This window comes from Citrobacter sp. ANG330 (assembly GCF_047467925.1).
In the GTDB taxonomy this organism is placed as follows: Bacteria; Pseudomonadota; Gammaproteobacteria; order Enterobacterales; family Enterobacteriaceae; genus Citrobacter_A; species Citrobacter_A amalonaticus_G.
The window spans coordinates 345,846-367,129 of sequence record NZ_JASJUI010000001.1 but is presented as its reverse complement, the minus strand read 5'-3'; the positions used below and the strand labels follow the sequence as shown (position 1 = coordinate 367,129).

Sequence of the window (21,284 nt, the reverse complement as noted above, 5' to 3'; positions counted from 1 at the left end):
TCAATTCAACCTACCCGCTACGGCGTTTTTTTATTGGAGACGACTATGGATGTACATGGCGCGGTCACGAAAGAATCTGACTCGCAAACTCAGGCAATCACAACTGTCAATATGTCGGTGATTGGCCTCGTTGGTACCGCTCCTGACGCACTGTCCGGAACGGCGGCAACATTGACGCTCGGCAGCACGCTGGTGAATAACTCGATTGTGTATACCGCGGCGGCTGTCGGTACCGACGGCAACCAGCTACAGGTTACCGCCGTCTCTGGCGTGCCGGATACTTCCGATCCGGATGCGCCAGTGGGCGCGACGACTTCCGCAGTATTCGCTGACGATTTGCTGACTATTACTCTCGGCACCGACGAAACGGGGGCCGTTACTGCCACGGCGGTGGATGTTGTCGCCGCGGTTACCGCTGTGGCCGACTCCGGTATTACCGCCGCGCTCTATTCCGGCACCACCGGCGCGGGCGTTGTCGCTCCTGTTTCGGCAACGAACCTGACCGGCGGCGCCGCCGAGCCGTTTCCTCTGTATACCCCGGCACTGATTTCCGGTAGTCGCAGCAAGGCGAAGCAGCTGGGATACAGCGGCACACTGTATGCCGATATGAATGATATTTTGAACAATATCGGCGCGCTGGTGGTGGTGGTCCGCGCTGAGGACGATGATGACCCCGAACAGCAGACCGCCAATATTATCCAGGGGATTCAGGCGCTGCAGTTGGGGCAGGGGACGCTGAACTATCAGCCCAGAATCCTGATTGCTCCGGACTGGAGCACAGACGACGGCGTGGGTAAGGCGCTGGAGAGTATGGCCGCAACCTTACGCGCGGTGACCTACCTCGACTCGCCCTCGATGGCCACCGCCGAAAGTGTCGCAATCCGCGCGCAGGAGTATGGTGCCCGCGTAGAAATCCTGCGTCCGCGCATCATGGTGACGAGCGATATCACCGGCAAAAACTCTGCCCGTCCATACTCAGCGGTCGCGGCGGGACTTCGCGTAGCCACTGACAGTAATTACGGTTACTGGTGGTCGAAGTCTAACAAGGAAGTGCTGGGCTTCACCGGGCTGGAGCAGGTGGACGATTATGTCATCGGTAGTGATACCTGCACCGTTAACCAACTGAACCAGGCGAACGTCAGCACCATCATTATGCAGGACAGCTATAAACACTGGGGTAACCGCCTTTGCTCCTCCGATCCTCAGCTGCGCTTCGAGGCGGTACGCCGCACAATGGACGCCATTGAGGACTCCATCCAGTTGATGATCACCAAAAATTACACCGACCGCCCCATCGATGCCGCCTTTAGCGACTCGCTGCTCGGGTCCATTAACAGCTATATCCGCCAGAATACCGGCTCTGGCCGTCCGCTGAACGGCGGGCGCGCATGGGCTGACCCGGACCTGAACACCGAAGAAACGCTGGCCGCCGGCCAGTTCTATTACAACGTCGCGCTCGGTACCAAATCGCCGGCAGAAGAGATCATCGGGACGTACTCGATCGATAACTCTTACACCGTCCAGGCGCTGGGCCTGTCATCTTCATCCTCGACCACAACCGCATAAGGAGCAGTAAATGGACGCAGGTTTTATTTATTCGAAGTCCGGCCTCTGGCTGCAGGACAACGTGAGCGTCGGCGGTATCAAATCCATCACGCCGCCGCCACTGACCGCCACCATTGGCAGCTATAAACCCGCCTGGATGGATATGCCGATCCCGGTGGACACCGGCATGGAGGCGATGCAGCTGGAGTTTAAAACCGCCTGCGATCAGGACGTGCTGACGCTGTTCGGTTTTGTGCAGGGCAATACCACCCGCGCGCAGGTGCGCCGGACGTTCAAAGACACGAACGGTGATTTTCACACCTGGGTGGATGAGTTCGAGGGCATCATCGCCACCATCGAGCAGGATGAAACAGCCACCGACGGCCAGGAGAGCGTCGGCATGTCGGTCACCATGAACCTCAGTTATTACAAACTGACGGCAGACGACAAAGTGCTGATTGAAATAGACCCGGCGCATATGATCCGCAGCATCAACGGCGTGAACGCGCTGGCGTACGAAAAGAGCGCGCTGCGCAAATAGTGGTGGTGTCGGAACAAGATGTTTTACGGCTGACAGCCTGAAAGAATAACCCCAATAAGGGGCATAAAAGACAAAACCCCGCATGTTGACGCATGGCGGGGTTTTTTATTGGCATACAAGGAGCATTGAATGCACAACAACAATAGCAAACTTGATTCTAAACGGAGTTTACAGCATCCATGAAGAAACTCAGCGCCATCTATATTAGCAAAATTCTCAGAGAGGTGCGAATTATGAGCGAACGTCTACCAAATTGGCGATTTATCTTGCTGTGGCTTATCCCCTTTGTCTGGGTTTTGTCCAGTTTCATCACCGCTGTAAAAAGTTAACTAATTATTTAATAGGGAATAAATCATGAATTACCCAGCTGATACCGTCGTTATTACTCTGTCCCGTCCGTTCTCCATCGATGGCAAAGAAGTCACCGAGATCACCATGCGTGAGCCTACCGTACGCGACCGCATTATGCTGAATAAAGCGAAGGGCGACGCCACCGAACGCGAGCTTAATATGGTTGCCAGCCTTTGCGGTCTGGCTCCGGTGGACCTGTATACCCTTCCTGGGTATGACTATGACCAACTGCTGACGGAAGCCAACCGTTTTTTGCTGCCCCCGGACCAGAGACAGACCGAGCGCTGATCGATAGCCAGGGCATTATTACGCGCTGGTGTAAGGTCTCGCTGACCGAGCAACTGGATCTGCCGGTCAGCATCCATAACCTCTATCGGGCCAAAGCCCAAAGGTTGAGCAAAGAACATGGCTAAAAGTGAACAGTTTAACGCGTCGGTTAACTTCGGCGGCTCCATTGATAGCTCGCTGGGCCGTTCCCTGAAATGGCTGACCACCAACATTCAGGAAAGCGAGAAAGTCACGCTCAAAACCATGGGCGTACAGACGAAATGGATGAAGGAGCTGCAGGAGGGCTCCACAACCACCACCAGCAAGCTGAATCTCATGGGTAAAAGCATGGCCGCGCTGACGGCCAAGCAAGCTAACCTCGAGAAGAAGATCCGCGCCGGCGTTAAGGCCGGTGAGGACGTATCGAAACTGACCGCCGAATATAAAACCGTGGCCGTCGGTATTAGCCGAGCTGAAAAAGAGCTGGAAAAGCTCAACGCTGAACGCAAAAAAGAGCAGGAAATTGAGGCGAAAGCGCAGCGAAGCGCCAAGCGCCGGCAATCCTTTTACTCTGCTGCAGGGCGAGGGGGATTATCTGTAGCTCATGGTATTGGGCATGGTCTGAAATGGGGTGCCGTTGGCGCAGCTGGCGCGGCGGTCGGTTTACCCGGCATGATCATTGCAGCCAATAAGAAGCTGGCCGAAGAGGCCGGCGTGGCGAAAAGCTACGGCCTGTCATATGAGAAATATAAGGCGGGTAGCATTCTGGCCGAGCAGGCAGGTCTGAACGGGGAGAACTTTGGTGATCTGGCTGAGGAACTCAGTAATAAAGTCGGCGCGCAGGGGAATGATAAAACCCTCAACCTGATGCTTGGTCAGATTGGCACGGTGAAATCTCGGCTGCTGGCCATGTCTAAATCTCAGCAGTTCGACACGGTTATGCAGGCGATTACCAGCCGCGTTAGGTCCAAGGATTTGACGGCGACACAGGGGGAGTCACTAGCAGACCAGTTGATGGGCGGTGAAGCGAACAAGCTGGCAACCTATATCATCGGCCTTAATCAGACCTATGATGAAGTGATGAAAAGCTCTGCCAGGCTGAACAATACCACCAACGCAGAGGCCGAAGGTGCGATCGAGGCATCGCGTACGCTGAGCAACATCTGGACGTCTGGCGAGACTGCATTAATGGGGATGGCGGGGGAGGTTGGCAAGGCTATGGAGCCTCAGTTGAAATCCCTTGAAGATAGCGCCTTAACATGGATTAAAGAGAACAAGGAGGAAATCGCCAAATCAATTGGCGATTGGGCGACAGGTGGAGGTCCCAAAAGGCTGGTTGATGGCCTCGAAACTTTTGGTGAAGAGGTGATCGCGGTTGGGGAGAAACTGAAATGGCTTTTGCCCGACGAACGTACAGCTGCACAAATGGATACGATTCAGGATGCCAGAACAAGAGCCTTAGAAGTTGAGGCAAAAAAAAGGGGAGTATCGACTGCCAGCTTTGGGTATCAGGAATCAATCGATATTGCCAATGCTGGTGAGATTGCATGGCGTGAAGAGCACTCCAATACAGACCAGACGGCATATACTAATTATGCAGATGACTCTTTGAACGAAGTCCCTAATATACCCAAGACTGAAACACAGAGCACTGTGACCCACTCTCCGACTTTCAATTTCACTGTGAATCTTGCGCCAGGATCCTCAGCGGATATGGCGCAAGATTTGTATGAGCAATCGCAAAAACTATTAGGTGGTGTAGGGTTTAGCCCGACAGTAGATTTTCAAGGATAGTATTATTTATACAAATTCATAAATCTATTTTTTGCTTCAGTCTCTCGCTTTTTTGCTTTTTGATAAGCAAGAGTTTCTTCTTCAGTCATTTGATTACTAGCGGTTTGATCTTCGCTTTCACTTTGTTCACCAAACGCTGACCAAATTACGAGGATGAACCAGAGCAAAAATATCCATCCGAATAGAATTCCGATAATTGTTATTACACCAGCATTTTTATGATGTCTGATATTTGCAATTATAATGGGAAGTAAATAAATCACAATTCCAATAATTGGGTTGTGAAATAGCCATATATAAACTCCAAAAATGGCGGTGATTACATCCAATCCTGACATAGAACCCTCGGCGATATTATGAAATACACAACAAAAGACGGTGAAAGACTGGACGCAATATGCGCTAAGCATTATGGATTTACAAACAATTCTTTTGAACAGGTACTTTATGACACAAAAAATTACGACCTGACAACGAGTGAGGTTTTTAGTGCAGGGGTAACGATTGAGTTACCAATAATTCAGGCTGATAAAAAGAATGATACATATTCACTGTGGGATTGAATTCCCCGGTCATATGCCGGGGTTTTATCTTATCTTTGTCGAGCCTCTTCTCTTGCTGCGTTATCGCACAGAGCGATAATTTCAGGTGCAGCCAGGAACCTAAGTTCGCTATGGTGAATCGGTATTATCCCCATTCGCTTGAGCATGGCGCACGCATCTGACGAATCCATAAGAACCTTTCCCTGCGGAACAATTCGTGCACTGACAGCCGCACCATTGCGAAAGCAGGTATAGAGGTCGAAGTCTGAATTAGCTGGAAATATAGGCATCACAGCCGGCGCTGGTGGCTGCGTATTTCGCCTTGCGATCTCGGCCTCCATTTCGTTGAAGGCGGTGATGTAGTCGATTTTCCACCGGAGGGCTTTTTTGCCAGTAAAGCCCATGACTATCAGGACAAAGGCATCGCGGGTGAGTTCGAAGTAGGGTGTTTTACGGACTGCCCCCTTAGCCACCTCAACATCCTGGAACATCTCCGTAAAATTGCGGAGATGATACGCAGGGTCGCAATCTCCTATCGTTAAGCGGATCTTGCGTAGCACATCGTCGTGGCGTTTCTGGAAGTATTCAGCCACGGCGAGTGACGTGGTTACCGCGCGATTGTCGGAAATTTTTACTTCGGGGATTACCGTTGCGAGCGAGTCGATCATGGGGTGATTCCTTACTGTTTTTTCGAATTTAATGCCAAAAATGGCGTCGGGAGGTTCGAAACGGCAGTAAGACCGTGGACTTATTCCCCGCAAGCGGGTGTTGTATTAGTCGCCCTCCCGACATTGATCGGGGTAGTGTCCGCGCAATGCGTCCACTGAATGATAGGCATAAAAAATCCAACACTGACGGGGTTGGGTCTGATCCGCTTACTGGAGGTTTCGACACCTCGTGCTTCGCACTATAACTTAACAAAGAGGTACTATGCAACACGTTACATCTGGCGGTATGCCGTGGGAGCCTAATTTCTCAATATCTGCCGAAGGCAGTGATATTACCGATGAAATCCGTAATAACCTGGTTAATCTTACAATTACAGATTATGGCGGCGACCAGAAAAAGAGTGATCAGGTATCGATCACCATTGCCTCTGAAAAGCTGGACCTCCCAAAAAAAGGGGCAAAACTTGAGGTCGGGATCGGATTCGGGCAGGAGCTGGTGGACAAAGGGACTTTCGTTGTTGATGCCGTTAATTCCGGCGGTTCAGGTAGCGGCCCCCGTCTGATTCAGATTGTCGCCCGGTCGTTCTCCAAGTCAAACGCATACGGCCACAGCACGGTCCAGTCTCAGCGGTTGCGCTCGTTTTCCAATATCACGCTCGGCGACCTGCTGAATACCATCGCGACGGAACACGGTCTGACGCCCCGCGTACCCGATGCGCTGGCCAGCAAGATGCTGGTGCATGTTGACCAGCTTCATGAGTCAGATATGAATCTGGTAACCCGGCTGGCCGCCGCCGCCGGCGCAGTGAGTAAAATCTCTCATGGCTATTGGATATTGTCGCCCCGCGATGCGACAACCACGATCAGTGGCCAGGACCTGAAAAAATACACGGTCCAGCGGGACATGACCGACAGCTGGTCATATCACAGTAACAGCGATCACCCGGATAGCAGTTCGAGCGGCAGCGGTACGCAGGTTATCAGCTATTACGATCTTGGTACCGGGACAAACAAAAGCATCACGATCGGCAGCGGTGAACCTGTAATACATCTTGATGAGCCAACACTGGCAGATGCGCAGGAGCTGGCGTCCTCATTCTCCACCCACAGCAAAAAAAAGCTGGTCGGCATGAGTGTCTCGATGCCCGCCGAGCCGGAGATGATGGACCTCACTGCACAATGCCTTATCACGACCGCTGATTTCGGTACCGTAGAAGATCGGGACTGGCATATCAGCAAACTGGACTTTTCGCTGACCCCATCGGGGCTGGTCGTAAATATGGAGCTGGAGTAATGGCGGCTATCTCAGGAATTTTTAATGATCCGTTCGGTAACGCGCTGGCCGGAGTGACGATAACGTTAACAGCCAGGACAACAACGGCAGAAACGCTATCCGGGACAACAGCCTCGGTAACGACCGATACTGACGGCAGTTATTCGATGAACGTGCTGACCGGTTGTTTTGCAGTGTCAGCAACAATAGGAAAGCACGTGGATTATCTCGGGGTTATTGAGGTATCCGCTGATAGTGCCGATGGCACGCTCAATGATTTTTTGAGCCAGTAAACGCTAAATCTATGATCAGGAATCGTTATCCATGGAAGGAAAAAACGCCCGAATCCGGTCCGAAAATGTCCGAAATTTTAGCTAACTATATGATTTTTAGTGCCTGAAAATACACCTTTATTTGTACGTTTTTGGTACTGGAGATTGGTTATTTAATTGAAAATAAAGAAGAAAAATAAATTTTGGAATAAACAGGAATCGTATTCGGTCTCTTTTTATCTGTAGAACGCGTGCTTTTCCTGAGCCTAATGGCATTTCGCACATATCATTCTGAATAAACCATACCCACACCCGGGCATAAACGTCCAGCGTTTTTTGCTGCTATTGTTAAATTTGTGTTAGGGCGTGACTGAGGACAAGAACTCTCATGAAACAGCCTGAAAATAGTTATCAAATGATCGATGGGGCACACTGGCGGCACATCTGGGTGGTCGGAGATATCCACGGCTGTTTTACGCTGCTGATGGCAAAGTTGCGGACCTGTCGCTTTGATCCCTGGCAGGATTTACTGATCTCCGTGGGCGATCTCATCGATCGCGGTCCTGACAGTTTGCGCTGTCTGCAACTACTGCGTAAGCGCTGGATAGTGGCGGTCAGGGGAAATCATGAGCAGATGGCACTCGATGCTCTGCGCACGTCACAGTGGTCGTTGTGGACGATGAATGGCGGTGGCTGGTTTTCGGCGCTGCCGGAGCAGAAACGGCATCAGGCTACGCTGGCGCTGGAATATTGCCAGCAATTGCCATGGATCCTGGAACTGCACTGTCGTGAGGAGACGCATGTCGTCGCCCACGCCGATTACCCGCAAGAGGTCTATCAGTGGCAAAAGCCGGTTAATCTCCAGGAGGTATTGTGGCGACGTGCACGACTGAACGCGCATCTTGCGGGAGGGGGGAGCGCCATTACCGGGGCTGACCATTTCTGGTTTGGGCATACCCCGCTGCGCGAGCGTTTCGATAGCGCTAATCTGCATTACATTGATACGGGCGCGGTATTCGGCGGCGAGTTAACGCTGGTACAACTACAGTAATTAAAAATCACTGTATTGCTGCGCAGGGGCCCAGAAGCTATCGATAAAGTCCTCTACCGGAAAACAGCCACCCTGGCGAATCCGCTGATCGTCCATATAATACAGGCACTGCTGCTCTGTATCGTAAACATCCACGACGATATCTTCGCAACCGCCATCCAGATAACAGACAAACAAAACCAGTGCGAACATCCTATCCTCATTTTGTACAGCCATAACAAAAGTGTAGGAGGAATTAACGCAAGCGGGAAGGGAGAATAAATAACCCGCCGGCAGACGGGTTCTTTTTGAATCAGGCAAGACGCATGATCCAGGCATCAGACTTACGGTCGTAGTGTTTACGGAAAAGAACCGAATGTTCGCCATTCAGTAGGGCTGGAACGCTGGTTTCATCGTCCCAGGCATCCAGTTGCATGCATAAATCCGGGTCAGATTTACATGGAATGGTTAACGTTCGGTCTCCCGGCGACTCGCCGTGTAACTCGGCATCGTCAATTTCAAAAGCGCCAATGCGCACACTGGTTTTCATCATCGTGCTCTCCGTTGATTCGCTGATTGTGGTACGACCAGTCAGGACGTCCATTTTTCAGCGTAGTCAACGCAGGCAAAAGCGCCAGTCAAAAAATGCGCAAATTTTCCGATTTCAGATGTTACCGGTAAACAATTTTCCATCTCTCACCAGTTCGCGCGGGTAGCTGTTTTTCAGCCGTGAACCGATCCGCTTAGCAAGACCTATTGGCTGATGCTGAAAGGTCACCAGCACATCGTCCGTGGCAGGAGCAGTCTGGGGGTAGACATCGCGACCACGATACCACTCTTCTGCCTCCTGGGGAGACAGTTCAAACGCACAGCGGTGATTTATATCAGCCAGCGCGATAACCGCTTCGTGCTGCCAGCGATAACCTTTGTTATGGGTTTCTGCCAGCTTCACACCAAGGCGGGAGAAGCGCACTTTACCGATCAGCGTTTCAATCTCCGCCGGGAAAAGCCAGATCTCTTTATCGCGCTGCCAGAGATGCAGATTTTCACTCCAGTGCAAACCCATGGCGTTAGCGGCCTGGTTAATGTTTGTGGCTTCGCGGCCTTTGACGGGGGTAAAAGGGAAGTTGCCTACTTTGTACTTCGGCGCAGGCAGCGCGGGAAGGGACGCCGTTTTACGCAGACGCGCGACGAAAAACCCTTCGCAGTCATAAATCTGCGGGAACACATGCAGGAAACCTTCTGCCGTCAGCGCCTGATTCGCCTCAGGAAAAAGATCGCCTAACGGTAAAAACTCAACTGCATCAGCATACGCCTCTTTTAGCCAGGTCAGTACGGCTTCGTTCTCTTCGCGATTTAATGTACAAGTGGAGTAAACCAGCGAGCCCCCCGGTCGCAGCGCGTGAAAAGCGCTGTCGATCAGTTCGCGCTGGGTTGCAGCAATGGCAAGATTGCTCTCAACGGACCAGTTTTTTAGCGCATCCGGATCTTTTCGCACGACGCCTTCACCCGAGCAGGGGGCATCGAGCAAAATCGCGTCGAACATTTCCGGCAGCGCTGCGCCGAATACGCGGCCATCAAAATGGGTCAGCGCGACGTTGCTTATCCCGCAGCGACTGATATTGGCATGCAGCACTTTCACCCGACTGGCTGAGTACTCGTTCGCGAGAATCGCCCCCTGGTTGCCCATGCGTGCCGCGATTTGCGTGGTTTTTGAACCCGGCGCGGCGGCAACATCCATCACGCGGTTCGGCGAAGTATTGTCGGCAAACAGCGCGGCGACCGGCAGCATGGAGCTGGCTTCCTGAATATAGAACAGGCCGCTAAGATGCTCGGCAGTACTGCCCAGCGGGTGTGCATCCTCATCCTCGCGCTCAATCCAGAAGCCTTCTTCACACCAGGGAACCGGCGTCAGCGACCAGCCATACGGTGCGGTTAAGGTGAGGAAATCGGCAACCGAAATTTTAAGCGTATTCACGCGAATGCTGCGGCGTAACGGGCGCTGGCAGGCGGCGAGAAAGTCATCAAAGGAGAGGTGTGCGGGCATCGCCTCGCGCATTTGTGCCAAAAAGGCGTCAGGAAAATAAACAGCGTGTTGAGTCACGGGGGGGCACCACCGGCAATAAAACAAGCGCGCAGTGTAGCATAAAGGCTCCGGCGCGAGCACGCCGGAGCCTGACTTTAGCGTGGCAGTGCGGTTCCCCATTCACGCCACTCTTTCGGCTCACTTTCGAGCAGCAGGAAGTGTTTTCCGGCCTGCGCTTTCGGCGCCAGCGGGGTGCCCGGCGGCGTGGCGAACGCAATACCGCCGCGAATGAACTGATTAAACGTGCCAGTCTTCACGACGCCGCCGGTCAGACCAAAGTCCAGACTGTATCCTGAGGCCAGCCAGAAGACGGAGTTGTTACGGACCAGGTGCTGATAGCGTTGGCTGATGCGTAAGGCAATCATCACACGGTCAGACAAGGTGCCGAGCGTCATGCCGGTGACCGTACCGACTTCAATCCCACGGAACAGCACTGGTGTACCGATCGCCAGCGAGCCTGCTTCGGGGACTTCAAGCACAATACTCAACCCGTCAAGGTAGCGTGAGTCAGTAATGGTCGCTTCCTGTAGTTCAAAGTCACGGCGCGGATTACCCCGGCCCGGCTCGACGTTGATGTAGGGTTGCAGGATGGTGTCGAGGTGCTCCACACCTGCGGCGGAGATTTGCGGCGTAATCACGGAGAAGCGCGTACCCCCACGGGCGAATGTCTGCACATATTCCGGGTACAGTACCGCTTTCGCCTGGACCTCGTTGCGTGAGGTGAGCAGTTCAAGCGTCTGAATCTGCCCAATATCAATGCCGAGATAGCGAATGGGCATACCGGCAGCCAGTTTCCCGGCATCAAAAGCGTGGAGAGTAATTTGTCCGCCGACCGCGCGTGCAGCGGTCTCAGAGGCATACAAAATACGCTTGTCGCCTTTACGCTGGCTGGCGCTGGCACCGCTCAGGTTGTCAAAACTGATCGCGCCCTTCAGCGCGCGCGACAGGGGAGAGGCCTGCACCGTCAGCCCGCTGCCGTTGAGTTGCACTTTAGCGCCGCCTTCCGCCCAGAAGACGCTGTTGCTGGTCAGCAGGTTGCGGTACTCCGGCTTAATGTGCAGATCGATATCAAATGCGTCGGCACGTGGGCGCACGGTGATCACTTCACCGACTTCAAATTTACGATACAGCACGACAGAACCGGCCTGCACGTCCGGCAGCGTTTCCGCACGCAGAGTCAGGGTGGTGGTCGGCAGATCGCTCAGGCTGTTCTCCACGGCTTTTTCCAGATTGGCATACAGCGGATAAGTGGACTTCATGGCCCCTTTGCTGCCCGGCAATATGCGAATACCGCCGTTGATCCATTCGCTGGCGCTGGCACCGAGGAACTCAACGCCATCAAGACCGACTTTGACATCCACACGGCTGTTAACCACGAATTTACTGTCGCCCTGCACCAGGTCGCGATGTTGCGGATCGACTGCGACGGTAAACGTTACGCCTTTGCTGGTCAGCTTGCGTTCGATAACCTGACCGACCTGCACACCGTGCAGGATCAGCGGCTGACCGGCATCGATGCCATAGCTTTCCGGCGCGGTCAGGGTAAAGGTCAGGACGTCCGGTTCGTGCAGCAGCGCTCTTTCACCGGGAACCACCACATATTCGTTGCGTGGTTCACCCGTACCGGGCACCAGTTCAAAGGTTTTGCCTGTGAGCAATGCGCTGACATTGGCATCACTCAGCGAGAGTTTAGGACTGCGCAGTTCAATGCGCGTCGTCTCACGTAACAGCGTGACCACGCTCGGATCGACGGTCATTTCACCGGTCACTTTGCCACCGGATTGTAAATCCAGTTTGGTGAGTTGGCCGACTTCGAGCCCCTGATACATCAGGGGCGTAGAATCGGCCTTCAGTCCTTCGCCGCCCGGCAGTTCAAGTTTAATAATGACGCCGCGCTGACTGTGGGCCAGATCTTTATACAGGCCGAAGGTATCATCTTGCTCTGCGGTTTTTGAGTCATCGGGCGAGTCAAAGGCGATTGCACCATTCACCAGGGCCGCCAGACTTTCCAGTTTAACCTTCGCGCCACTCAGACTAACGTCAGCATCCACGCCGGAAACGTTCCAGAAGCGACTGCCTTTTTTCACCAGATTGGTAAAGCGACGCTCCACCAGCACGTCGATGGTGACGCCCTGTTTGTTCGGATTAATGCTGTAGTCGTAGACTTTACCGACCGGGATTTTGCGGAAATAAACCAGCGAGCCGCTGTTCAACGAGCCCAAATCCGGTGCGTTGAGATGAATCATCAGATCGCCGTTATCCAGTCGATATTTCGGTTGGGTATCCAGGGCGACAAAGTGATCTTTTTCCGCGCCTTTGCCGGGCATCATGCCGATATAGTTCCCGCCCACCAGCGCATCCAGGCCAGAGACGCCTGCAAGCGACGCTTTGGGCGTTACCAGCCAGAACTGCGTCTCTTCACGCAGGGCGTCTTTCATATCGGATTTAATGCTGACGCGAACCTCGATTTTACGCAGATCCTTACTCAGGCGGATATCCTGCACCGTGCCGACTTCCACGCCCTGATAGCGAACGGGTGTACGGCCAGCGACGATACCGTCTGCGGACTGAAAGTCGATGGTCACGGTGTTGCCGCGATCTTCATAACTGTTCCATATCAGCCATCCCGCAATCATTAACGCAATCAGCGGCAGTAGCCAGAACGGTGAAATACGACGTTTTGTTTTAATTTGCGCTTCAGTCTGCGAAGCGGGCGTTTCCTGACTCATGTGCATCCCAAAGTAAGCGGCTGTCCAGCCATTCCACAGCAAGAATAGTCAAAATGACCGCTGAGCCGAAATAAAACGCAGCCGGTCCCATAGTAAAAGCAAGAATCTGATCGCGGTTGATTAGCGACATGGTTAAGGAAATCACGAACAGATCCAACATCGACCAGCGCCCGATCCACGTGACCAGACGCAAAAGTTGCATACGCGTGCGTAAACCCTGCTCACATTTGAAGTGAATACTGAGCAGCAGGGTAAACATGACAATCACTTTGGTAAACGGCACCAGAATACTGGCAATAAAGACCACCGCGGCAACGGCGATATTACTGCTCGCCAGCGACATAATGCCTGACATGATAGTGTCTTCCTGGCGTCCGCCGTTGACATAGATAACCGAGATTGGCATCAGGTTAGCAGGCAGCAAAAAAACAATCGATGCCAACAGCGCCGCCCAGCATTTCTGGATGCTTTGTTTTCGGCGCTCGCGCAAGGGAATATGGCAACGCGGACAGCGGCCACGGATATCCGGATAGCCGGTAAAATGACAGCCGAGGCAGACGCGGAGCTTCTCGTCCGGGCGTTTGGCCGGGCGTTGCGGATAGAAACGCTCCCACAGTTGTTCGATGTTCAGATGCGAAAGGGTCAGAATGCTGAGAATGACCAGCGCAACAAAGGCAAAAAGCCCCACGCCCGGTTGCAAAAAAGCGTAATCCTGAACTTTGATTGACGCCACGCCAATACCGACCAGATAAATATCCAGCATCACCCACTCTTTAAGTTTCTCCAGCATCAGCAACACCGGGCGCAAATTCATGCCGAGAATGTTGCCAAAGCACAGGTAGGCAATCGCACTGACCAGGATCAGCGGGGCGCCCGCAACGCAAAACAGCACCATTGCCGCGGTGATTGGATCGCCTTGCTTCGTCATCTGCCAAATGCCCTGCATGACGTTGGCGTCAATGCGAATGCCCAGCAGATAGATATGCAGTAGCGGTTCGCCCCAGGCGAAAGGCATCAGCAGCAGCATGGTGACCGCCATCGCGCCGAGTCGCGTGAGCGACCAGTCCCGACCATCGCGAATTTTCGCCTGGCAGCGTGGGCAATACGCGCTCTGATGGGAACGCATCTTCGGCAAGCTAAACAGCATGTCGCATTGCGGACAACGCTGATAGTGCGCACGCGGCAGTGCTTCGCTGATGGACCGAATCGCTATTTTTTTTGCAGGCGTTATATGTTGAGTCTTAAGAGCCATGTATCGCGAATCAAAATGTTAGATTTATGTAATCTTAACTCATGACGGGAATGATCTTGAGCATTAACGCATTTAATGCTTATTTTAATAGGCTGCAGTATCGGAGTAAGACAACTAAGTGATTATATAATGAACAAGACAGAGCTATACGCGGATCTGAACCGCGATTTCCAGGCTTTAATGGCAGGTGAAACCAGTTTTCTGGCGACGCTGGCGAATACCAGCGCACTGTTGTATGAACGTCTTTCAGATGTTAACTGGGCAGGATTTTACCTGCTCGAAGGCGATACGCTGGTATTAGGTCCGTTTCAGGGCAAAATTGCCTGTGTGCGGATCCCGGTGGGGCGCGGCGTGTGCGGTACAGCCGTTGCCCAGAACCAGGTTCAGCGAATTGAGGACGTTCACGCATTTGATGGTCATATTGCCTGCGATGCGGCCAGTAATGCGGAGATTGTTCTGCCAATAAGCGTCAAAGGTCATATTATTGGCGTACTGGACATCGACAGTACGGTATTTGGGCGCTTCACCGTTGAGGATGAAGAAGGTCTTCGTCGGCTCGTTGCGCAGCTTGAAACCGTGCTTGCAATGACGGATTACAAAAAATTCTTTGCGAGCGTCGCAGGATAATCAACGGATAACGTAGCAATTACTGATGGCGTCATTATAATGACGCCTGTTCATGCCTGCTGCTTGTTGGCTACGTCCGTTGTAATCAGGAAATTTCATGGAAAATCAACCTAAGTTGAATAGCAGTAAAGAAGTCATCGCGTTTTTGGCCGAGCGTTTTCCGCAGTGTTTTAGTGCGGAAGGCGAAGCGCGCCCACTGAAAATTGGCATTTTTCAGGATCTGGTAGAGCGTATTGAGGGCGAAATGAACCTCAGCAAAACGCAACTTCGTTCCGCTTTACGTCTTTATACTTCAAGCTGGCGTTATCTGTACGGCGTTAAGCCGGGCGCAACGCGTGTCGATCTCGACGGCAACCCTTGTGGAGAGCTGGATGAGCAGCACGTTGAACATGCGCGTAAACAGCTTGAAGAAGCGAAAGCTCGCGTTCAGGCGCAGCGTGCAGAACAGCAAGCGAAAAAACGTGAAGCTGCCGCTGCCGCAGGGGAAACCGAAGAGTCTCCTCGCCGTGAACGTAAGCCGCGTCCTGCACCACGCCGCAAAGAAGCGACTGAGCGTAAACCGCGTGCTGAAAAACCCGCCGCAAAAGCGCCTCGCGCACCTCGTGAAGAGAAATTGACGCCGGTTTCGGATATTTCAGCGCTGAGCGTTGGACAGTCTCTTAAGGTGAAAGCGGGTAATGATGCGATGGATGCCACCGTATTAGAAATCACCAAAGATGGCGTCCGTGTACAGCTGAATTCGGGTATGTCTTTGATTGTACGCGCAGAACACCTGGTGTTCTGAAACGGAGGCCAGGCCTGGCATGAACACATTTTTTAGGCTTACCGCGTTAGCTGGCCTGCTTGCAATAGCAGGCCAGACCTTCGCTGTGGACGATATTACGCGTGCCGATCAGATTCCTGTCCTTAAGGAAGAGACCCAGCACGCGACGGTGAGTGAGCGCGTCACGTCACGTTTCACGCGTTCTCACTATCGTCAGTTCGATCTTGATTCGGCCTTTTCCGCCAAAATTTTCGACCGCTATCTGAATTTACTCGACTATAGCCACAACGTGCTGTTGGCGGGGGATGTTGAGCAGTTTGCGAAGAAGAAAGGGCAGTTAGGCGACGAATTGCGTTCGGGTAAGCTCGATGTTTTTTACGATCTCTATAATCTGACGCAAAAACGCCGTTTCGAGCGTTTTCAGTACGCACTGAAAGTACTGGAACGTCCGATGGATTTCACCGGAACTGACACCTTCAATCTCGATCGCAGCAAAGCGCCCTGGCCGAAAGACGAGGCTGAGCTGAACGCGCTGTGGGATGGCAAGGTGAAGTTCGATGAGTTAAGTCTGAAACTGACCGGCAAAAACGATAAAGAAATTCGTGAGACGCTGACACGGCGTTATAAATCCGCGATCCGTCGTTTGACGCAAACCAACAGTGAAGACGTCTTCTCACTGGCGATGACCGCATTTGCGCGCGAAATCGATCCGCATACCAACTATCTCTCGCCACGCAATACCGAGCAGTTTAATACCGAGATGAGTCTGTCCCTTGAAGGGATTGGCGCCGTGCTGCAAATGGACGATGACTATACGGTCATTAACTCCATGGTGGCTGGCGGTCCGGCGGCGAAGAGCAAGGCAATTAGCGTTGGCGATCGCATTGTCGGCGTGGGGCAGACCGGTAAGAGCATGGTCGATGTGATCGGCTGGCGTCTGGATGATGTTGTTGCGCTCATCAAAGGGCCAAAAGGTAGCAAGGTTCGTCTTGAGGTTCTGCCTGCCGGTAAAGGAACAAAAACCCGTATTGTAACACTGACGCGTGAACGCATCCGTCTGGAAGATCGTGCGGTTAAGATGTCTGTGAAGACGGTGGGTAAAGAGAAAGTCGGCGTACTGGATATCCCGGGCTTTTATGTTGGTCTGACTGACGATGTCAAAGTCCAGTTGCAGAAACTGGAAAAACAGAACGTCAGCAGCATCGTCATCGATCTGCGGACTAACGGCGGCGGGGCACTAACAGAGGCAGTTTCTCTGTCTGGTCTGTTTATCCCTTCCGGTCCGGTGGTACAGGTTCGCGACAACAACGGGAAAGTTCGTGAGGACAGTGACACGGACGGCGTTGTTTACTACAAAGGGCCGCTGGTGGTGCTGGTTGATCGCTTCAGTGCGTCGGCATCGGAAATTTTTGCCGCGGCCATGCAGGATTACGGTCGTGCGCTGATTGTTGGTGAGCCGACCTTTGGTAAGGGCACCGTACAACAGTATCGTTCCCTGAACCGGATTTACGATCAGATGCTGCGCCCGGAATGGCCGGCTCTGGGCTCTGTTCAGTACACGATTCAGAAATTCTATCGTGTAAATGGTGGTAGTACTCAGCGCAAAGGCGTTACGCCGGATATCATGATGCCAACCGGTAACGAAGAGACCGAAACCGGTGAGAAGTTTGAAGATAATGCGTTGCCGTGGGATAGCATTGAAGCGGCAACGTATGTGAAATCAGACGATCTGACGCCATTCGGACCTGAGTTGCTTCAACAGCATAATGCCCGTATCGCAAAGGATCCTGAATTCCAGTACATCATGAAGGATATCGCGCGTTTTAATGCGATGAAGGACAAACGCAACATTGCGTCTCTGAATTACGCGCAGCGTGAAAAAGAGAATAACGAAGATGATGCGATGCGTCTGGCGCGTATCAATGATCGGTTTAAACGTGAAGGAAAACCGGTGCTGAAGCAACTCGATGACCTGCCAAAAGATTACCAGGAGCCTGATCCGTATCTTGATGAAACGGTGAAGATTGCGCTGGATCTGGCGAGGCTTGAGAAAGCGAAGCCCGCGGAACAACCCTCCGCGGCGAAGTAAATGCAAACAGGCACAAGAAATTGTGCCTGTTTTTTTTAACATGCGTATGGGTGGCGTCAGCCTGGTACAACAAAATGTAAAGTTGTGTCTTTCTGGTGACTTACCGCCTGTTGATGCTTGAAAATAGCGGGACGACCCATACGATGTGGGTAATCGCATAGTGCGTTTTGTTAAGTTGAGGTTAAAAGAAGATTATGATGCGAATCGCGCTTTTCCTGTTAACGAACCTGGCTGTCATGGTCGTTTTCGGGCTGGTGCTGAGCCTGACAGGGATTCAGTCGAGCAGCGTTCAGGGCCTGATGATTATGGCGCTGCTGTTCGGTTTTGGTGGTTCCTTCGTTTCACTGCTGATGTCCAAATGGATGGCATTACGTTCCGTCGGTGGGGAAGTGATCGAGCAACCGCGTAACGAAAGAGAACGCTGGCTGATGAATACGGTCGCCACGCAGGCGCGTCAGGCGGGCATCGCCATGCCGCAGGTTGCTATTTACCATGCGCCGGACATCAACGCGTTTGCCACCGGGGCTCGCCGTGATGCCTCTCTGGTCGCGGTCAGTACCGGTTTGCTGCAAAACATGAGCCCGGATGAAGCGGAAGCCGTTATTGCTCACGAAATCAGCCATATTGCGAATGGCGACATGGTCACCATGACCCTGATTCAGGGCGTTGTGAACACCTTTGTTATTTTCATCTCGCGTATTCTGGCGCAGATTGCCGCCGGTTTTCTCGGTGGCAACCGTGATGAAGGCGAAGGCAGCAATGGCAACCCGATGATCTACTTTGCGGTCGCAATGGTCCTGGAACTGGTATTCGGTATTCTGGCGAGCATTATTACCATGTGGTTCTCTCGTCATCGCGAATTCCACGCCGATGCGGGTTCCGCTAAGCTGGTGGGTCGTGAAAAGATGATTGCCGCGCTGCAGCGTCTGAAAACCAGTTATGAACCACAGGAAGCCTCCAGCATGATGGCGTTCTGCATTAATGGTAAGGGTAAGTCGCTGAGCGAACTGTTTATGACTCACCCGCCGCTGGATAAACGTATCGAAGCGCTGCGCAGCGGGGAATACCTGAAGTAAGCCTGTCGGTATGCAATAAAGACGTGTCCACGGGCGTAATGCTGATGAGTCAAGGATCGGTTAATCGAGCCAGTGGCGGTGTAAAAATCCGGAAATGTCTCCCGTTTCCGGATTTTTTTATGCATATTTCTCAGGCGCTGGGCTTTGTTTCCAGAGGACCGTAAAGCGGAATCATTTTAACGGTATCCTCTTCAATGACGCGCTTGATTTACGCGCTGAAATGAGAATAATTAGCATTCCAATTTAAGCTGATAATTATTCTCACTATGACAACTTTCTGCTTTCGACTTTGTGCACTTTCTGGGTGTGTCTCGTTGGCGCTGACAGCGCCGCTACATGCAACGCAAACTAATGAATCCACCATCGTGGTCTCAGCAAACGGGCAGGAGAGCCTGTTGCCCGCCTGGACCAACAGCGCCACCAAATCTGCTGTGCCTGAAAGTAAAACGCCTCAGGTCATTAATACTATCGATAACAAAGAGATCGCTTTGCGTCATGCAAATTCCGTCAACGAGATCCTGCGCTATGCGCCGGGTGTGTCAACGGAAGTGCGCGGCAATACCTCCTATATGAGCGAATACAAGATTCGCGGTTTCTCCGTCGATCAGGAGTACTACAACGGCCTGCAGTTGCCGTATAACGTCACCGGGAATACTAAAGCGCGTATCGACCCGTTGCTGGTGGAGAGCGTGGATATCCTGAAAGGGCCAGCCTCTGTGCTGTATGGCAACGGTTCGCCGGGAGGGCTGGTGAATATTCAGGGCAAAAAACCGCAGGCTGAGCAAAAAACGGAAATCGGTTTTAATACGGGTACGCGGCATCTGAAAGAGGGCTATCTGGATTCCACCGGCAAAATCAGCGACAGCGACTGGAACTATCGTCTGCTGGGTAAGGCAACTGAAGGGGATGACCAGCCGCGTACGACCCGCTATGAAGATTATCTGTTAGCGCCATCCGTCACCTGGCAGCCGGACAGTCAGACGCGCCTGACGCTGGAGGCGCTGGCGCAGAATACGCCGTCGCTATCGCCATCGAACCCGTTACCGATTGCCTATTTACGCTCGGGTTATGCCGATCGTCGCGATTACGCCGGTGACAAGTGGAGTGGTTTTAAGCAGCGCCAGTGGATGGTGGGTTATCATTTCGAGCATGAATTTGATAATGGCTGGGGATTCAACCAACAGGCGCGATATTTTGACATTGATACGCACCAGCGCAGCGTCTATTCAACCGGTAACGGGGCAAACCCGGTCTGGATGCTGGACCGCTTTGCCTATACTACCAATGAAGACCTGAAGAGTTTCAACATTGACAACCAGGTGACGAAAACGGTCACTCTGGGCGACTGGCAGCACCATATTCTGGCTGGATTTGACTACCAGAAACTCGACAGCCACTATTTCTACCGTTACGCCAGCGCCACGCCGGGAATTGACATGCGCGACCCGGATTACCATCAGGTACACACCGCCGATCTGGGGCTGTACACCGCGCAGAAAAATCGTCTTTCTTATCAGCAGAACGGTTACTACCTGCAGGATCAGGTTGAGTTTGGCGGTCTGAACCTGCTTGCCAGTCTGCGTTATGACGATTATCGCTCCACCACCACTGATGCGATGCAAAATGACGAGAAAACCTGGATCTCACAGGACCGGGTGACAAAACGCTTGGGTGCACTCTACGCCTTCGAAAACGGCATTTCGCCGTTCATCAGCTACTCGGAAGGCTTTAAACCGATTTCACCGCAGGGCACACTCACGGCGAAAGACGTCAAGCCGACGACCAGTAAACAACTGGAAGGCGGGGTGAAATACCTGCTGGTTGATTACGCGACGACGCTGACCGTGTCAGTGTTTAACATTCGCCAGAAGAATGTCCTTTCCGCCACGCCAACCTGGGATTATCGGCAGACCGGGGAAATAGAATCAGAAGGGGCTGAGCTTTCAATCATCAGTCGACCAGGTGACAACGTCACGTTGATCGCCAATTACGCTTACACCCATGCGATCAATACTAAAGATGAAACCTATGAAGGCAAACGCCCGACACAGGTGCCAGAGAATGCGTTTAATCTGTGGGGCGATTACACCTTTGATGCAACTGTATTGCGTGGGCTGACCATGGGGGCCGGGGCGCGCTACACCGGGCCAATGGAAATTACACCGGATAATAAGGGCGGTAAGCTTGGGGGGACAACGCAGTATGATCTCGCCGTGTCATATCACTTAGGCGAGGCTCTACCATCCTTGAGCGGCGTGACGTTAAAAGCCAGTGCCCAGAATATCACCAACAAAGAGACCTTCAGTTGCTATGACAGCACTAACTGCTGGATTGGTCGTGACCGCACGATCCAGGTCGGGGCAAGCTACCGTTTCTGAT

At 52.7% G+C, this 21,284-nt stretch carries 20 protein-coding genes; 13 read left to right on the top strand and 7 right to left on the bottom strand.

Annotation, left to right across the window (positions count from 1 at the left end; genetic code table 11):
- The first annotated feature begins 45 nt into the window (after positions 1–45).
- The 4 genes from QNN88_RS01770 (at position 46) to QNN88_RS01755 (ending at position 4,498) form a co-directional block, all read left to right on the top strand.
- Positions 46–1,566, top strand: a complete 1,521-nt coding sequence (locus QNN88_RS01770; RefSeq protein WP_414238704.1) for a phage tail sheath family protein — start codon at positions 46–48, stop codon at positions 1,564–1,566.
- A gap of 10 nt (positions 1,567–1,576) precedes the next feature.
- Positions 1,577–2,086 (top strand): phage major tail tube protein, encoded by a 510-nt coding sequence (locus tag QNN88_RS01765; protein WP_414238703.1) that lies wholly within the window; start codon positions 1,577–1,579, stop codon positions 2,084–2,086.
- A gap of 354 nt (positions 2,087–2,440) precedes the next feature.
- The gene (locus tag QNN88_RS01760; protein ID WP_414238702.1) at positions 2,441–2,725 is read left to right on the top strand and encodes a phage tail assembly protein; all 285 of its coding nucleotides are present in this window, start codon (positions 2,441–2,443) and stop codon (positions 2,723–2,725) included.
- Between the two features lie 117 nt (positions 2,726–2,842).
- The gene (locus QNN88_RS01755; RefSeq protein WP_414238701.1) at positions 2,843–4,498 is read left to right on the top strand and encodes a hypothetical protein; all 1,656 of its coding nucleotides are present in this window, start codon (positions 2,843–2,845) and stop codon (positions 4,496–4,498) included.
- Between the two features lie 2 nt (positions 4,499–4,500).
- Here the strand turns inward: QNN88_RS01755 and QNN88_RS01750 are convergent, their stop codons facing one another.
- Positions 4,501–4,836, bottom strand: a complete 336-nt coding sequence (locus QNN88_RS01750; protein WP_414238700.1) for a superinfection immunity protein — start codon at positions 4,834–4,836, stop codon at positions 4,501–4,503.
- 18 nt (positions 4,837–4,854) lie between these two features.
- Between QNN88_RS01750 and QNN88_RS01745 the strand changes: the two genes are divergently transcribed.
- Entirely contained in the window at positions 4,855–5,061 is a 207-nt protein-coding gene (locus QNN88_RS01745) for a tail protein X (RefSeq protein WP_414238699.1), read from the top strand.
- Positions 5,062–5,090: 29 nt separating this feature from the next.
- Here QNN88_RS01745 and QNN88_RS01740 read toward each other — a convergent pair whose 3' ends face one another.
- Entirely contained in the window at positions 5,091–5,708 is a 618-nt protein-coding gene (locus QNN88_RS01740; RefSeq protein WP_414238698.1) for a Rha family transcriptional regulator, read from the bottom strand.
- 262 nt (positions 5,709–5,970) lie between these two features.
- On the opposite strand from QNN88_RS01740, the gene QNN88_RS01735 reads away from it, so the two are divergent.
- The 3 genes from QNN88_RS01735 to pphA all read left to right on the top strand — a co-directional run bounded on the left by QNN88_RS01735 (position 5,971) and on the right by pphA (position 8,304).
- Entirely contained in the window at positions 5,971–7,002 is a 1,032-nt protein-coding gene (locus QNN88_RS01735) for a late control protein (protein WP_414238697.1), read from the top strand.
- On the top strand, positions 7,002–7,274 hold the full coding sequence (locus QNN88_RS01730; RefSeq protein WP_414238696.1) for a prophage tail fiber N-terminal domain-containing protein: 273 nt from the start codon (positions 7,002–7,004) through the stop codon (positions 7,272–7,274). Before QNN88_RS01735 ends, QNN88_RS01730 begins: the two co-directional genes overlap by 1 nt.
- 367 nt (positions 7,275–7,641) lie before the next feature.
- Positions 7,642–8,304 carry a protein-serine/threonine phosphatase gene (gene pphA / locus QNN88_RS01725; protein WP_414238695.1) on the top strand — a complete coding sequence of 221 codons (663 nt, stop codon included), beginning with the start codon at positions 7,642–7,644 and terminating at the stop codon, positions 8,302–8,304.
- Here the strand turns inward: pphA and QNN88_RS01720 are convergent, their stop codons facing one another.
- From QNN88_RS01720 to yebS, 5 genes are all read right to left on the bottom strand, one after another.
- Complete coding sequence (locus QNN88_RS01720; RefSeq protein ID WP_414238694.1) at positions 8,305–8,496, bottom strand: YebW family protein; 192 nt, start codon at positions 8,494–8,496, stop codon at positions 8,305–8,307.
- Positions 8,497–8,596: 100 nt separating this feature from the next.
- Positions 8,597–8,833, bottom strand: coding sequence for a YebV family protein (locus tag QNN88_RS01715; RefSeq protein ID WP_161215572.1), 237 nt, complete (start codon positions 8,831–8,833; stop codon positions 8,597–8,599).
- Positions 8,834–8,947: 114 nt separating this feature from the next.
- Positions 8,948–10,387 carry a 16S rRNA (cytosine(1407)-C(5))-methyltransferase RsmF gene (gene rsmF / locus QNN88_RS01710; RefSeq protein WP_414238693.1) on the bottom strand — a complete coding sequence of 480 codons (1,440 nt, stop codon included), beginning with the start codon at positions 10,385–10,387 and terminating at the stop codon, positions 8,948–8,950.
- Positions 10,388–10,464: 77 nt separating this feature from the next.
- Complete coding sequence (locus QNN88_RS01705; RefSeq protein WP_414238692.1) at positions 10,465–13,098, bottom strand: MlaD family protein; 2,634 nt, start codon at positions 13,096–13,098, stop codon at positions 10,465–10,467.
- The gene (yebS, locus tag QNN88_RS01700; RefSeq protein ID WP_414238691.1) at positions 13,067–14,350 is read right to left on the bottom strand and encodes a membrane integrity lipid transport subunit YebS; all 1,284 of its coding nucleotides are present in this window, start codon (positions 14,348–14,350) and stop codon (positions 13,067–13,069) included. The genes QNN88_RS01705 and yebS overlap by 32 nt, the downstream gene beginning before the upstream one ends.
- Before the next feature lie 129 nt (positions 14,351–14,479).
- Here yebS and QNN88_RS01695 point away from each other — a divergent pair, with 129 nt between their 5' ends.
- The 5 genes from QNN88_RS01695 (at position 14,480) to QNN88_RS01675 (ending at position 21,283) form a co-directional block, all read left to right on the top strand.
- Positions 14,480–14,977, top strand: coding sequence for a GAF domain-containing protein (locus QNN88_RS01695; protein ID WP_414238690.1), 498 nt, complete (start codon positions 14,480–14,482; stop codon positions 14,975–14,977).
- Positions 14,978–15,074: 97 nt separating this feature from the next.
- The gene (proQ, locus tag QNN88_RS01690) at positions 15,075–15,761 is read left to right on the top strand and encodes an RNA chaperone ProQ (protein ID WP_414238689.1); all 687 of its coding nucleotides are present in this window, start codon (positions 15,075–15,077) and stop codon (positions 15,759–15,761) included.
- Positions 15,762–15,780: 19 nt separating this feature from the next.
- Positions 15,781–17,829 (top strand): carboxy terminal-processing peptidase, encoded by a 2,049-nt coding sequence (prc, locus tag QNN88_RS01685; protein WP_414238688.1) that lies wholly within the window; start codon positions 15,781–15,783, stop codon positions 17,827–17,829.
- Positions 17,830–18,023: 194 nt separating this feature from the next.
- Complete coding sequence (htpX, locus tag QNN88_RS01680; protein ID WP_042318474.1) at positions 18,024–18,905, top strand: protease HtpX; 882 nt, start codon at positions 18,024–18,026, stop codon at positions 18,903–18,905.
- A 266-nt stretch (positions 18,906–19,171) separates the two neighbouring features.
- On the top strand, positions 19,172–21,283 hold the full coding sequence (locus QNN88_RS01675) for a TonB-dependent siderophore receptor (RefSeq protein WP_414238687.1): 2,112 nt from the start codon (positions 19,172–19,174) through the stop codon (positions 21,281–21,283).
- The last annotated feature ends 1 nt before the right edge of the window (position 21,284 follow it).

Coding starts and splice junctions, on each gene's coding strand:
- QNN88_RS01740 (WP_414238698.1), bottom strand. CDS start 5,708: ATGATCGACTCGCTCGCAACGGTAATCCCCGAAGTAAAAATTTCCGAC.
- QNN88_RS01735 (WP_414238697.1), top strand. CDS start 5,971: ATGCAACACGTTACATCTGGCGGTATGCCGTGGGAGCCTAATTTCTCA.
- yebS (WP_414238691.1), bottom strand. CDS start 14,350: ATGGCTCTTAAGACTCAACATATAACGCCTGCAAAAAAAATAGCGATT.
- QNN88_RS01675 (WP_414238687.1), top strand. CDS start 19,172: ATGACAACTTTCTGCTTTCGACTTTGTGCACTTTCTGGGTGTGTCTCG.
- QNN88_RS01765 (WP_414238703.1), top strand. CDS start 1,577: ATGGACGCAGGTTTTATTTATTCGAAGTCCGGCCTCTGGCTGCAGGAC.
- pphA (WP_414238695.1), top strand. CDS start 7,642: ATGAAACAGCCTGAAAATAGTTATCAAATGATCGATGGGGCACACTGG.
- QNN88_RS01745 (WP_414238699.1), top strand. CDS start 4,855: ATGAAATACACAACAAAAGACGGTGAAAGACTGGACGCAATATGCGCT.
- QNN88_RS01770 (WP_414238704.1), top strand. CDS start 46: ATGGATGTACATGGCGCGGTCACGAAAGAATCTGACTCGCAAACTCAG.
- QNN88_RS01755 (WP_414238701.1), top strand. CDS start 2,843: ATGGCTAAAAGTGAACAGTTTAACGCGTCGGTTAACTTCGGCGGCTCC.
- QNN88_RS01720 (WP_414238694.1), bottom strand. CDS start 8,496: ATGTTCGCACTGGTTTTGTTTGTCTGTTATCTGGATGGCGGTTGCGAA.
- proQ (WP_414238689.1), top strand. CDS start 15,075: ATGGAAAATCAACCTAAGTTGAATAGCAGTAAAGAAGTCATCGCGTTT.
- prc (WP_414238688.1), top strand. CDS start 15,781: ATGAACACATTTTTTAGGCTTACCGCGTTAGCTGGCCTGCTTGCAATA.
- QNN88_RS01695 (WP_414238690.1), top strand. CDS start 14,480: ATGAACAAGACAGAGCTATACGCGGATCTGAACCGCGATTTCCAGGCT.
- QNN88_RS01750 (WP_414238700.1), bottom strand. CDS start 4,836: ATGTCAGGATTGGATGTAATCACCGCCATTTTTGGAGTTTATATATGG.
- htpX (WP_042318474.1), top strand. CDS start 18,024: ATGATGCGAATCGCGCTTTTCCTGTTAACGAACCTGGCTGTCATGGTC.
- QNN88_RS01760 (WP_414238702.1), top strand. CDS start 2,441: ATGAATTACCCAGCTGATACCGTCGTTATTACTCTGTCCCGTCCGTTC.
- QNN88_RS01730 (WP_414238696.1), top strand. CDS start 7,002: ATGGCGGCTATCTCAGGAATTTTTAATGATCCGTTCGGTAACGCGCTG.
- QNN88_RS01715 (WP_161215572.1), bottom strand. CDS start 8,833: ATGAAAACCAGTGTGCGCATTGGCGCTTTTGAAATTGACGATGCCGAG.
- QNN88_RS01705 (WP_414238692.1), bottom strand. CDS start 13,098: ATGAGTCAGGAAACGCCCGCTTCGCAGACTGAAGCGCAAATTAAAACA.